Annotated in this window: 15 protein-coding genes; 8 read left to right on the top strand and 7 right to left on the bottom strand. The window is 65.8% G+C overall.

The window, feature by feature from the left end; all coding sequences use genetic code 11:
* Positions 1-253 precede the first annotated feature (253 nt).
* Entirely contained in the window at positions 254-742 is a 489-nt protein-coding gene (locus tag CGX12_RS11035; protein ID WP_232513378.1) for an FxsA family protein, read from the bottom strand.
* A gap of 235 nt (positions 743-977) precedes the next feature.
* Here CGX12_RS11035 and CGX12_RS11030 point away from each other — a divergent pair, with 235 nt between their 5' ends.
* Together CGX12_RS11030 and CGX12_RS11025 are read left to right on the top strand one after the other, a co-directional pair.
* Entirely contained in the window at positions 978-1,433 is a 456-nt protein-coding gene (locus CGX12_RS11030) for a protein-disulfide reductase DsbD domain-containing protein (RefSeq protein WP_094039934.1), read from the top strand.
* 5 nt (positions 1,434-1,438) lie between these two features.
* Positions 1,439-1,738 (top strand): GIY-YIG nuclease family protein, encoded by a 300-nt coding sequence (locus CGX12_RS11025; protein WP_094039937.1) that lies wholly within the window; start codon positions 1,439-1,441, stop codon positions 1,736-1,738.
* Positions 1,739-1,770: 32 nt separating this feature from the next.
* Here the strand turns inward: CGX12_RS11025 and fkpA are convergent, their stop codons facing one another.
* Positions 1,771-2,559, bottom strand: coding sequence for an FKBP-type peptidyl-prolyl cis-trans isomerase (gene fkpA / locus CGX12_RS11020; RefSeq protein ID WP_094039933.1), 789 nt, complete (start codon positions 2,557-2,559; stop codon positions 1,771-1,773).
* Positions 2,560-2,666: 107 nt separating this feature from the next.
* Between fkpA and CGX12_RS11015 the strand changes: the two genes are divergently transcribed.
* Both CGX12_RS11015 and CGX12_RS11010 read left to right on the top strand, forming a co-directional pair.
* On the top strand, positions 2,667-3,653 hold the full coding sequence (locus tag CGX12_RS11015; protein ID WP_254918271.1) for a WD40 repeat domain-containing protein: 987 nt from the start codon (positions 2,667-2,669) through the stop codon (positions 3,651-3,653).
* Complete coding sequence (locus CGX12_RS11010) at positions 3,653-3,868, top strand: SlyX family protein (RefSeq protein ID WP_094039932.1); 216 nt, start codon at positions 3,653-3,655, stop codon at positions 3,866-3,868. The genes CGX12_RS11015 and CGX12_RS11010 overlap by 1 nt, the downstream gene beginning before the upstream one ends.
* Positions 3,869-3,931: 63 nt before the next feature.
* Here CGX12_RS11010 and slyD read toward each other — a convergent pair whose 3' ends face one another.
* Positions 3,932-4,447 (bottom strand): peptidylprolyl isomerase, encoded by a 516-nt coding sequence (slyD, locus tag CGX12_RS11005; protein ID WP_094039931.1) that lies wholly within the window; start codon positions 4,445-4,447, stop codon positions 3,932-3,934.
* A 239-nt stretch (positions 4,448-4,686) separates the two neighbouring features.
* Positions 4,687-4,887 carry a YheV family putative zinc ribbon protein gene (locus CGX12_RS11000; protein WP_094039930.1) on the bottom strand — a complete coding sequence of 67 codons (201 nt, stop codon included), beginning with the start codon at positions 4,885-4,887 and terminating at the stop codon, positions 4,687-4,689.
* A gap of 59 nt (positions 4,888-4,946) precedes the next feature.
* Here CGX12_RS11000 and CGX12_RS10995 point away from each other — a divergent pair, with 59 nt between their 5' ends.
* The 4 genes from CGX12_RS10995 to CGX12_RS10980 are packed head-to-tail and all read left to right on the top strand — an operon-like array spanning position 4,947 to position 8,840.
* A complete protein-coding gene (locus CGX12_RS10995; RefSeq protein WP_094039929.1) occupies positions 4,947-5,636 on the top strand; it encodes a hypothetical protein in 690 nt (229 codons plus the stop codon).
* 30 nt (positions 5,637-5,666) lie between these two features.
* Positions 5,667-7,565, top strand: a complete 1,899-nt coding sequence (locus CGX12_RS10990; protein WP_094039928.1) for an ABC transporter ATP-binding protein — start codon at positions 5,667-5,669, stop codon at positions 7,563-7,565.
* The gene (locus CGX12_RS10985; protein ID WP_094039927.1) at positions 7,562-7,987 is read left to right on the top strand and encodes a TIGR02444 family protein; all 426 of its coding nucleotides are present in this window, start codon (positions 7,562-7,564) and stop codon (positions 7,985-7,987) included. Before CGX12_RS10990 ends, CGX12_RS10985 begins: the two co-directional genes overlap by 4 nt.
* A gap of 10 nt (positions 7,988-7,997) precedes the next feature.
* Positions 7,998-8,840, top strand: a complete 843-nt coding sequence (locus tag CGX12_RS10980; RefSeq protein WP_094039926.1) for a 23S rRNA (adenine(2030)-N(6))-methyltransferase RlmJ — start codon at positions 7,998-8,000, stop codon at positions 8,838-8,840.
* A gap of 19 nt (positions 8,841-8,859) precedes the next feature.
* Here the strand turns inward: CGX12_RS10980 and CGX12_RS10975 are convergent, their stop codons facing one another.
* The 3 genes from CGX12_RS10975 to CGX12_RS10965 all read right to left on the bottom strand — a co-directional run bounded on the left by CGX12_RS10975 (position 8,860) and on the right by CGX12_RS10965 (position 11,555).
* The gene (locus CGX12_RS10975) at positions 8,860-9,759 is read right to left on the bottom strand and encodes a LysR substrate-binding domain-containing protein (protein WP_254918270.1); all 900 of its coding nucleotides are present in this window, start codon (positions 9,757-9,759) and stop codon (positions 8,860-8,862) included.
* A gap of 11 nt (positions 9,760-9,770) precedes the next feature.
* Positions 9,771-10,859 carry a 1-acyl-sn-glycerol-3-phosphate acyltransferase gene (locus CGX12_RS10970; RefSeq protein ID WP_254918269.1) on the bottom strand — a complete coding sequence of 363 codons (1,089 nt, stop codon included), beginning with the start codon at positions 10,857-10,859 and terminating at the stop codon, positions 9,771-9,773.
* Between the two features lie 102 nt (positions 10,860-10,961).
* Positions 10,962-11,555 carry a LysE family translocator gene (locus tag CGX12_RS10965; RefSeq protein ID WP_094039923.1) on the bottom strand — a complete coding sequence of 198 codons (594 nt, stop codon included), beginning with the start codon at positions 11,553-11,555 and terminating at the stop codon, positions 10,962-10,964.
* Between the last annotated feature and the right edge of the window lie 54 nt (positions 11,556-11,609).

Below are 11,609 nucleotides of genomic sequence, written 5' to 3'. Positions count from 1 at the left end.
GTAGCCATCGCCCAGCTCCTGACGGTGGCCATCCAGGGCCAGCCACTGCTGGTGCTCGGCCTCGGTGCCGAACTTCTCGCCGTGGAAGTGGCGACGCAGGCCGCGCTGATAGCCGGCCGCGTAGTCGACTGCTGGCCTGCCTGTTCGCCTGGCAGCGCTTCCCCTGGCGGATCAACCATCCGTTGGCGGAGAAGAGCGCCTAGCGGGAAGCGGGAGGCTGACGGAGACGGCCAGGCGGTCGCCGGCGGGAGGGCTACTTGTTGTCGTCCTTGCGCTCGTATTCACCGTCGAAGGTGCTGCCGGGGCTGTGGTCCCGCAGCCGCTCCTCGGGCCGGCGGACCTCGCTGTGATAGTAATACTCGGCACTGAAGGTGTGACCCTTGTGGCCGCGCACATGGGCCCGGCTCAGGAAGCGCTCCGCCAGGGCCACCCTGACCGGGGGCAACAGCAGCAGCAGGCCGGCCAGATCCGACACGAAGCCCGGCAGCAGCAGCAGCACGCCGCTCAGCGCCAGCATCATGCCCGACACCATCTCCCGCGCCGGCGGCTCGCCCCGGTTGATCTTGTGCTGGGCCTCCATCAGGGTCTGAATGCCCTGAATGCGGACCAGGCTGATGCCGACCACGGCGGTGAGCACGATCAGTGCCAGGGTGCTCCAGGCGCCGATGGCCGAGCCCACCTCGATAAACACGAAAATCTCCAGCAAGATGGCGCCGACCAATAGCAAGAATACTTTACCCACTGTTACCTCTGCTCGCGCCGTTTGGGCGTTGTTACGGGTCAAACCTAGCATATGGGGACGACGATGCCCGTTTTCAAACGTCCCGCAGCGGTGACCTTACCCCAGCAGGGCGTTATAGTGAAAGCCTCGGACCCGGCCCCGACCGCCGATTTATGACCCAGGTCAAGCGGCCGGGGGCGGTTCCGGCTATGATGGCCCCGACGGGCCGGCTCCGGCCCCTTCAACAAGGAACACCATGTTGCTGCGTATCCCTGCACTGCTGCTGGCCTTTGCCCTGCCCCTGGCGCCGGCCCAGGCCGGCCTGCTCGAACGGCTGGGCCTGACCAAAGCCGCCCCCGCCGCGCCCTCCTTCCTGCCGGTGGAGCAGGCCTTTGTCGTCCGCCACCGGCAGGGGGACGGGCGGCTGACGCTGACGGTGGACATCGCGCCCGGCTACTACCTCTACCGCCACAGCCTGGCGCTGTCGGCGGAGCAGGCCGAGCTCGGCGACTGGACCCTGCCCGAGGGCAGGCCGCACCAGGACGAGTATTTCGGTCAGAGCCAGGTCTACCACCAGGAGTTGCAGTTGCAGGTGCCGCTGCGCGCGACGGCCGACGGCGGCCGGGTCGAGTTTCGCTACCAGGGCTGCACCACCGGCCTCTGCTATCCCCCCCAGGTGCTGAGCATCCACCTGGCTCCTAACGGAGACTAATGGGCATGAACGACACCGACACGGCCGAGGCCCATGGCTGGTTTGTCTACCTGCTGCGTTGCCGGGATCACAGCCTCTATGCGGGCATCAGCCTGGATCCCGAGCGCCGCTGCCGGGAACACAATCAGCGGCAGAGCCTGGCCTCCCGTTATGTCTGGGCCCGCCGGCCGGCCACCTTGGCCTGGCAGCAGGAAGTGGCCGACAAGTCCACGGCGCTGAAGCTGGAATACCGGCTCAAGCAGCTGACCAGAAAACAAAAAGAGCAACTGCTGCAAGACCCGGAGGGCTGGCGGCAGTTGCTCTGATTTAGAGAAGGGCGCCGAGTGGCGCCCTCTGTTTATTCCTGGGTCTCGGGCTGTTCGGATTGCTCCGGCTGCTCGGCTCGCTCGATATCCAGCAGCTCGACTTCGAAGATCAGCACGGCGTTGCCGGGGATGGTGCCGGCGCCGGATTCACCGTAGGCCAGATCGGCCGGGATGTACAGCTTGTACTTGGAGCCCACCGGCATCAGCTGCACGCCCTCGGTCCAGCCCGGGATCACCTGGTTGAGCGGGAAGCTGGCCGGCTCGCCCCGGTCAATGGAACTGTCGAACTGGGTGCCGTCCACCAGGGTGCCCACATAGTGCACCGTGACCACGTCTTCCGCCGCCGGCTTGTCGCCGTCGCCTTCGCTCAGCACTTCGTACTGCAGGCCGGACTCGGTAACTTGCACCCCTTCACGCTTGGCGTTTTCTTCCAGGAAGCTCTTGCCCTCTTCCAGGGTGGCCGCCGCCTGCTCCTTGGCCTGGGTCTCGATCAGCTCGTTGATGTGCTCGTCGTAGGCCATCAGGGCACCCTGGATTTCCTCGTCGGTCATCCGTCCCTGATCGTTGAAGCCGTCACGTACCCCCTGCAGTATGACGTCGTTGTCAAGGCTGACGCCCAGCTCCTGCTGTTTCTCCAGGGTGGAGCCGATATAGCGCCCCATCGACAGGCCGATGGCGTAGGCGGACTTGTCCTCGAAACTGGTCAGGGCCGCGGCCGACTCGCCGGCCGGTGCGGGCGCCGTCGCCTGCTCTTCCTTGCACCCACTCAAACCCACCATGACGGCGGAAGCCAGCAGGCTGACTTGCAACAGTTTTTTCATTATTCACTCCAGAACAGGGGAAAAACCCCATGGAAAATGAGATGCTTATAACTCGGAACCTATACTAACGTTTCAACTTGCCGATGCGAAAGCCCAAGCCGACAAAAATGCCAATGCGCTGGCTGACGACAGCGCTGTACGTCACATTTCTGCTGCTGACCGGCTGTGACGGGGCGGACAGGCCCCTGCAGCAGAGCCGTTATGCCGAGGGCACGGTGCTGGCGGCGGAAACCAGCGCCGATGGCCGCTTCACCCTGATCTCCACCGGTTCCGGCCCGGTGCAGGTGTGGCAGCGGGGCGATGCGGAGCCGCTCTACCACTGGTATCAGGGCGCATCCACTCAGGATATCGTACTGCTCGCCATTTCGCCCGACGGCCGTACCGCCGCCACCGCCACCAACGACACGGTCGCGCTCTGGTCGCTGGAGCAGGGCCGCAACCTGGGCTTCTACCAACTCGACCATACCCTGCGCAGCCTGGCCCTGGCCGACGGCGGCCTGAGCCTGCTGCTCGGCTACCAGGGCGGCGAGGTGGAATACGTCGACCTGCGCAGCGGCCGCCGGCTACGGTTTATGGGCCACCAGGACAGGATCAACGCGGTGGACCTTTCCGCCAACGGTCGCTATGCCCTGAGCGCCAGCCACGACGGCCAGGTGATCCTGTGGCAGACCACCGATGCGGCCATCGTCGCCCGCTGGCAGCACCCCCACAGCGTCAGCCTGGCCCGCCTCGATGCCAAGGGCGGCTACGCCTTCAGCGCCGATGCCCAGGGTGGCGGAGAGATCCATCGCCTGCCCGGCGGGGAATTGCAGGCAAGGCTGAAGGTTCCCCACCGGGGCCAGACCTTCGTCAGCGCCCGCCTGGATCCGACCAATAACCGCCTGGTCACCGGCGGCACCGCCCGCCGCCTGGCGCTGTGGCAACTGGACGACGGTCTCCTGCTGCAGAGCTGGCAGGTCGGGCTGCACACCCGGCTCCGGCCGGCCAGCGCCATGGTCTACGGGGTGGCCTTCGGCGATCAGGGGCATATCTACAGCATCAGCTCCGCCGGCCTGGGAGAAACCTGGGCCCTCAGTACAGAGAGAACAAGGTAATGAACGAAGAGTACCTCCACCGCCTGGAACAGCTGGAAACCCGGCTGGCCTTCCAGGATGACACCATCGATCAGCTCAATCAGGAAATCACCGCCCAAGGCGCGGAAATCGCCCGGCTCAAAACCCAGCTCGGCCTGCTGGTGAAGAAGTTCAAGGAGCTGCAGCCCAGCCAGATCGCCAGCCAGGCGGAAGAAACCCCGCCGCCCCATTACTGAGGTGAGGGGTGAGGGCAACAAAAAAGGCGCCGCAGCGCCTTTTTTGTGGTTGCCGAAACCGGCTCAGTGGTGGTGGCCGCAGCAGCCGCCGTCATGATCGTGATGATGATGATCGTGGTCGCCATGCACATGGCCGTGGGCCAGCTCTTCCTCGGTGGCGGCGCGGACTTCGCGCACCACGCCCTTGAAGCTCAGGGTCATGCCCGCCAGCGGGTGGTTGCCGTCCACCTTCACGTATTCTTCCGCCACTTCGATGATAGTCACCGGGCGATGTCCCTCGTCGGTCTCGGCCACGAAGGTATCGCCCTCGGACACCTCCATGCCGTCGAACAGCTCGCCGGGCACCGACTGCACCAGGGTCTCGTCGTATTCGCCATAGGCCTGCTCCGGGCTCAGGGTCACCTCGAAATCCTCGCCCACCACCTTGTCGGCCAGTTCCGCTTCCAGGCCGGCCACCAGGTAACCGGTGCCGTGCAGGTATTGCAGCGGCTGCTTGCCTTCGGTGGAATCGAGGATGTCGCCGTCGGCATTGATGACGGTAAAGTCCAGCGTCACCACAGTGTTTTGGGATACTTTCATGGGAATGGCCCTGCTCGTGAATGTGGCCATAGCATACCTGATGGTCAAAGCGGAGGAAATGCGGCGCGGGCAGAATAAAAGATGGCCCCGAAGGGCCATGGGTTGGCAGAAATCAAGATGGCACAGGGAATAAAAACACTTGCTCTGCCGATACCAGTCTAGCCCAGAGGGGGTAAGGCTGGGAAGAGCAGCGTCAAACGACTGCGCAAAGTACGCACAGCTCACATGGTTTTGTCGCCTTATTCCGGCTTGAACACCCCGATCAGCTCACCATTGCCGGCCGCCTCCACCTCTTTGCCGGCCTGGCTCTGGTGATGACCGCAGCGAACGCACTCGACTTTCTCGACACCGTGCTCCATATACAGCATCATGGTGTCCATCGACTGACACTGGGGGCAGACGGCACCGGCGATAAAACGCTTCTTGCGACGGGTTTCCACGGCTGAACTCCTCGTTACCACTCTGCCCCGGATTCTCCGCCAAAATCGAACCGACTACAATGACCACCGCTGCCTATTACAGTATTCACCACCAGTTGCTCCCTCATCCCCACCTGCTGCCGGGCAAGCGCCAGCGCCACCTCAAGGGCCGCTTGCTGCTGGTGCACCAGGGCAGCGGCCTTGTCCAGTTGGGCCGCCATCATTACCCCCTGGCGGCCGGCGAGGCCGCTTTCCTCGCCGCCGACACCCTGTTCGCCTGGCACGGCTTCGCCGGTACCCGCCTGAGCCAGGTGGATATTTCCCTGCGCCTGGCCCAGCCTGAAGGCAGCGGCCGGCTCACCCCTTCCCCCCTGCTCGCGGCCCTGGCCGACAGGCTGGCCGGCTGGCAGGGCGAACGGGACTGGCAGGGCGCCCAGGGCCGGCTGTGCCGGGCCCTGTACGACGAACTGCTGCCCCACGCCCTCTTGCCCTTCGAGGCCCAGCCGCCCCTGTACCGCAAGCTGACCGAGGATCCGGCCGGTTTTACCCTGACCGAGGAAGAGCAGGACGCCTTTCGCCGGCGTTTCGGCTGCGACGCCGACAGCTGGCGCCGCCAGGCCACCCTGCTGTTCATCCTGCGGGAACTGCCCAAGAGCGCGGACTGGGAAGGCCTGCTGGCCCGCCACGGCTTTGCCTCCCTGCCCCAGTTCGAGCAGGATTGCCGCCATTGGCTGGGCGCCCCCTGTCATCCGGGGAGCAAAACCGGCTAAAATACGCTTTTTGTCGGATGCCGGGCCCTTATGATCACCCTCAGCCAGATTGAATTGCTCCGGGGCGGCCGCCCCCTGTTGAAAGATGCCAGCGCCACCATCCACGGCGGCCAGAAGGTCGGCCTGGTGGGCAAGAACGGCTGCGGCAAGTCCACCCTGTTCGCCCTGCTCAAGGGCGAACTCGGCATCGACAGCGGCCAGTTTGCCCTGCCCGCCGACTGGCAGCTGGCCAGCGTGGCCCAGGAAACCCCGGCGCTGGACTGCTCGGCGCTCGACTACGTGATCGACGGCGACCGGGAATACCGCCGCCTGTGCCGGGAGCTGGAACAGGCCGAGGCCCGCCACGACGGCATCGCCATCGCCGAGCTGCACGGCAAACTCGACACCCACGGCGGCTACCATATCCACGCCCGCGCCGCCGGCCTGCTGCATGGCCTGGGCTTTGACAACGCCGCCCAGTCCCGCCCGGTGAGCGCCTTTTCCGGCGGCTGGCGCATGCGCCTCAACCTGGCCCAGGCGCTGATCTGCCGCTCCGACCTGCTGCTGCTGGACGAGCCCACCAACCACCTGGACCTGGACGCGGTGATCTGGCTGGAGCGCTGGCTGAAAAGCTACCCCGGCACCCTGATCCTGATCTCCCACGACCGGGACTTCCTCGATGCCGTGGTCGGCCGCATCATCCATATCGAGAACAGCCGGCTCAACGAATACACCGGCAACTACTCGGACTTCGAGCGCATGCGCGCCGAGCAGCTGGCATTGCAGCAGTCCATGTTTGAAAAGCAGCAGCGCGCGCTCAGCCACATGCAGAGCTACGTGGATCGCTTCCGCTACAAGGCGAGCAAGGCCAAGCAGGCCCAGAGCCGGCTCAAGGCCATGGAGCGGATGGAGCGCATCCTGCCCGCCCACGTGGACTCGCCGTTCAGCTTCCACTTCCGCCCGCCGGCCAGCCTGCCGGTGCCGCTGATCGCCATGGAAAAGCTGGCTGCCGGCTACGGTGGCCAGGCGGTGCTGTCGGAGATCAAGCTCAACCTGGTGCCCGGCTCGCGCATCGGCCTGCTGGGACGCAACGGCGCCGGCAAGTCCACCTTTATCAAACTGCTGGCGGGCGAGCTGACGCCGCTCTCGGGCAAGCTGGAGGCGAGCCGGGGCGTGGCGCTCGGCTACTTTGCCCAGCATCAGCTGGAGAGCCTGCACCCGGAGGAGTCGCCGCTGACCCACCTGGCCCGGCTCGATCCCAAGGCCAGCGAGCAGAGCCTGCGCGACTACCTAGGCGGCTTCGACTTTCGCGGCGACAAGGTGAAGGAGCCGGTCGGTCCCTTCTCCGGCGGCGAAAAAGCCCGGCTGGTGCTGGCGCTCATCGTCTACCAGAAACCCAACCTGCTGCTGCTGGACGAGCCCACCAACCACCTGGATCTGGACATGCGCGAGGCGCTCACCCTGGCGCTGCAGGAATTCGAGGGCGCCATGGTGATCGTCTCCCACGACCGCCACCTGCTGCGCGCCACCACCGATGAATTCTACCTGGTGGATGGCGGCCGGGTGCAGCCCTTCGACGGCGATCTGGACGACTACCACCAGTGGCTGGTGGAGCAGGACAAGGCCGAGCAGCCGGAGCAGCCGGCCCCGGCCGGCGACAACTCCGCCCAGGGGCGCAAGGCGGAAAAACGCCGTCAGGCCGAACTGCGCCAGCAGACCCAGCCCCTGCGCAAGGCCATCGCCAAACTGGAAAGCCAGATGGAGCGCTGCCAGCAGCAGCTGGCCGACCTCGAGCGGCAACTGGCGGAGCCGGACATTTACCAGGCCGAGCACAAAGCCCGGCTGCAGCAACTGCTGAAGGAGCAAAGTCCCCTGCAGCAACAACTGGCCGAGGCCGAGGCCGAATGGCTGGCGCTGCAGGAGCAGTTGGAAGAGCTGGAGCAGTCATGATCGGCGCCGACGAGCTCTGGCAGTTCGGCGAGCAGCACTACGCCCGCCCCGGGGTGGCCGCCGCCTGCCTGCAGTTGCAGGACGAGCACGGCGCCAACGTCAATCTGCTGTTGCTGCTGTTGCTGCTGGAAGAGCAGGGGCTGGCCACGGATCCGGCCCTGTTCCTGCCGGTGCTCGAGGCCCGCCGGGGCCTGTTCGGCCAGTGGCGGCAACTGCGCCGACGGCTGAAGGAACAGCTCGACGAGGACGATTACGGCCAGTTGCTGCAACACGAGCTGGAGCTGGAGCGCTGGCAGCAGCAGGAGCTGCTCGCCGTGCTGGAGCGGCACCCGCCCGCGCCCGGCAGCGGCGCCCTGCTCGACTACCTTACCCGGCTGCAGGTGGCCGACGCCCCCCTGTGGCAACTGAAACTCGCAGGCTAGGACCCATTTCATGCTGAGCTATCGCCATGCCTTTCACGCCGGCAACCATGCCGACGTGCTCAAACACGCCGTTCAGTCCCTGATCCTCGAGGCCCTGTGCGCCAAGGACAAGGGCTTTTGCTATATCGACACCCACGCCGGCGCCGGCGGCTACACGCTCGGCCACGAATGGACCCAGAAAAAGGCGGAATACCTGGGCGGCATCGCCCCCCTGTGGCAGCAGCGGGAGCAATGGCCTGAGCTGGCCGGTTACTTCGCCGCCATCCGGGCCATGAACCAGGACGACCGGCTCGACCACTACCCGGGTTCGCCCCTGGTGGCGGCGCACTTCCAGCGTCCCCAGGACCGGCTGGTGCTGATGGAGCTGCACAACAACGAGGTGGACAACCTGCGCCACAACCTGGGCGGCGAAGGGGTGGCCATCCACCACCGGGACGGCTTCGAGGGCCTGGTCGGCCTGCTGCCGCCCACGCCCAAGCGCGGCCTGGTGCTGATCGACCCGCCCTACGAGCTGAAGGAAGACTACCGGCGGGTGGCCGACACCCTGAAAAAGGCCCACCAGCGCTGGCCCATCGGCATCTACGCCATCTGGTACCCGCTGCTGGCGAAAGCCGTGGATCGCAGTGCCGGCCTCAAGCAGGCCCTGGCCCGCTGCGGCTTCGAGCGGATGCTGTGCGCCGAGCTCAGCATCGGCCCCCAGGCCGAGGACTTCGGCATGCACGGCTCCGGCATGGTGGTGCTCAACCCGCCCTGGAAGCTGGACGAGCAACTGGCCGGGCTGCTGCCCCGCCTGGCACAGGCCCTGGGCCAGGACGGACAGGGGAGCTGGAAGCTGGAAGCGACTGAAAGCTAGAAGCGGGAGGCTGGAGGCCTCAAGCTTCTGGCTTCAAGCTTCCCGCTTCCCGGTGCAGCCAGTCGCAGAACAGGCGGATTTCCGTCAGGCGGGGCGAGTCGGGTCGCCACACCAGGTAGTACTGGTGCAGGGGCTTGAGCTCAGGGGCGAAGGGGCGGCACAGCCGGCCGTCGCGCAGCAGATCCGCCACCAGCACCGAACGGCTCAAGGTCACCCCCTGCCCCGCCAGCACCATTTCCAGCGCCAGGCTGCCGTCGTCCACCGTCATTTGCCGGCAGCGGGCGAGCAGTTCGGGCCGGCCGGCCAGCGCCAGCCAGTTGGCCCAGCTCACCCCGGCATATTCCGGCGCCGTCACCAGGGGCACGCCCGCCAGCTCCTCCAGGGAACCGAGCCGTCCGGCCAGGGCCGGGCTGCACACCGGAAAGGCGGTGTCCGCCATCAGCAGCTCGCAGGCGAGATCCGGGTACTGGCCCCGACCATAGCGGATGGCCAGATCGACCTGGCCGCCGGAAAAGTCGGCCAGCTGCTGGCTCGGCTGCAGGCGGATCTCGATATCGGGGTGGGCTTCAGCGAAGCGCCATAGCCTGGGCATCAGCCAGCGCGCCGCCAGGGACGGCAGCACGCTGATGGCCAGGGGCCCGGCGGTGGACGGCGCCAGTTGCTCCAGGCCCTGCTGCAACAGGGCGAGGCCCTGCTCGACAAAGGGCAGCAAGGCCTCGCCCTGTTCGGTGAGCCGCATGCTGGCCCCCCGGCGGCGGAACAACCGGCAGCCGAGGGACTGCTCCAGGTTGCGGATCTGCTGGCTGACCGCGGCCTGGGTGACGCACAGCTCCGCCGCCGCCGCCGAATAGCTCTGGTGGCGGGCGGCCACCGCGAACACCCGCAGGCCGCTCAGCCGGCTAGCCGTCAGTCGCCGCACGCCGCTCTCCTTCAGACTTCCTTGTTGAGCACCGGCCGGGCGTACATGGACAGTACCCGCTCGCGCAGTTCGCCGGGGATCTGGGCCATATGGCGTTCGAACACCTCGGCCGCCGCCGGATCCACCTGGGCGGTCTGGCCCGCCGCCAGCAGGTTGCTGGGAAAGAGGTGGTAGTTGCCGTGGATTTCCTTGTCGATGGCCGCCGCCAGTTCGTCGGCGTTGTCGAAGTCGCCGTGCACCGGCTGGCCGAAGGTCACGTGCACCCGCCCCTTCTGGCCGACGATGCCCTGCACTATGCTCTGGATATCCTCGAACTCGCTCTTCTCGTAGGCGCCATGGGTGGCCTTGGCGTGCAGCTCCCGGGCCTTGGCCAGGTCGCCGGGATCATACTCGTAGGAAATGGACACCGGCACCAGGTTCAGGCTGCGGATATAGTCCGCAAAGGGGATCTGGCGTTTCTTGCCTTCCATATAGAACATCTTGAGGATGGCCGGATCCGTCTTGTCGTCGCCGTCCTTGGCCCGCCCTTCCTTCTGGGCGATCCAGATGGAATGCCCCTCATCGATGGAGTGGCGCAGGTAGGCGGACAGTTCGCCAAACGCCTTCATCATCTCCCGTGGCCCCTTGGCCGAGCGCTTGACGATAAAGCTCTTGTTCAGCTTCATCAGCTCGGTGGCGCAGGGCTTGCGCAACAGGTTGTCGCCGATGGCGATGCGCACCGTGTCCAGGCCGTGGCTGTGCAGGCCCCAGTTGACGAAGGCCGGATCCAGGGCGATGTCCCTGTGGTTGGAGATGAACAGGTAGCCCACCCCTGGCTTGATGTTCTCCAGGCCGGAGTAGGTCACGCCGGAGGTGGTGCGCGCTATCATCTTTTCCATGTAGGTCGCCACTTCCAGCTGCACCTGGCGGATGCTGTTCACCTTGCGCCAGCGCCAGCCCAGATAGAGGCGGATCAGGGATCTGATGGCGGCTCCGCCCCAGCGGGACAGGCCGGAAAAACGGTACTTGGCAATGGCGCCGATAAACTCGTCGTCGCGGATCAACCGCTGGATGGCCGCCGCTACCTCATCATCCTGGTAGGGGCGGATGTCTTTGAACATATCTGTGTCTGAAACCATGACAACCTTGGTCTAGGGGACAAAAAACGCCCAGATTCTACACCCTTTGCCGTCAAACTCGAACGATTAAGCGCAAAAACCGGATCAGCGCCAGATCATCAGCACGCTGGCGGCGGTGAGCAGCCCCATCACCAGGTTAAAACGCCGCCAGTCCCGGGCCGTATGCAGCCAGCGCCGCACATGGATGCCGAACAGGGCCCAGACATGGCCGGTCAGCACCCCGAAAAACAGGAATACCGCCAGCACCAGCACCGCCGACGGCCAGTACTGCTCCCCGGCCAGGGTGAAGCCGCTGATCGCCGAAATGGCCATCAGCCAGGACTTGGGGTTGAGAAACTGGAACAGGGCGCCCTGATGCCAGCGCATGCCCTGCCCGGCGTCGTTGTCGCCGGGGGGCGGTGCGCTGCCTATGCGCAGCGCCAGCCACAGCAGGTAGCCACTGCCGGCGATCTTCAGCGCCCATTGCAGCAGCGGCCACAGCATGAACAGCTGGCCCAGCCCCAGGGCGGTAAGCAGCATCAGGCTCTGCAGGCCGAGCATGATGCCCAGCAGCAGCTTCAGGGTAGGCCGGTAACCGAAGCGGGTACCGGAGCTGGTCAGCAGCATGTTGTTGGGGCCGGGGGTGCCGCAGGTGGCCAGGGCAAAACCGGCGACGGGGCCGAGCAGGGCGAGATCCATGGTGTCGAGACGGTATACAAACAAGAAGGATATTGTTTTACTCGATTTTGTGCG

It is taken from the genome of Zobellella denitrificans (genome assembly GCF_002237365.1).
In the GTDB taxonomy this organism is placed as follows: Bacteria; Pseudomonadota; Gammaproteobacteria; order Enterobacterales; family Aeromonadaceae; genus Oceanimonas; species Oceanimonas denitrificans.
The sequence above is the reverse complement of the archived record's forward strand: the minus strand, read 5'-3'. Positions and strand labels throughout refer to the sequence as shown.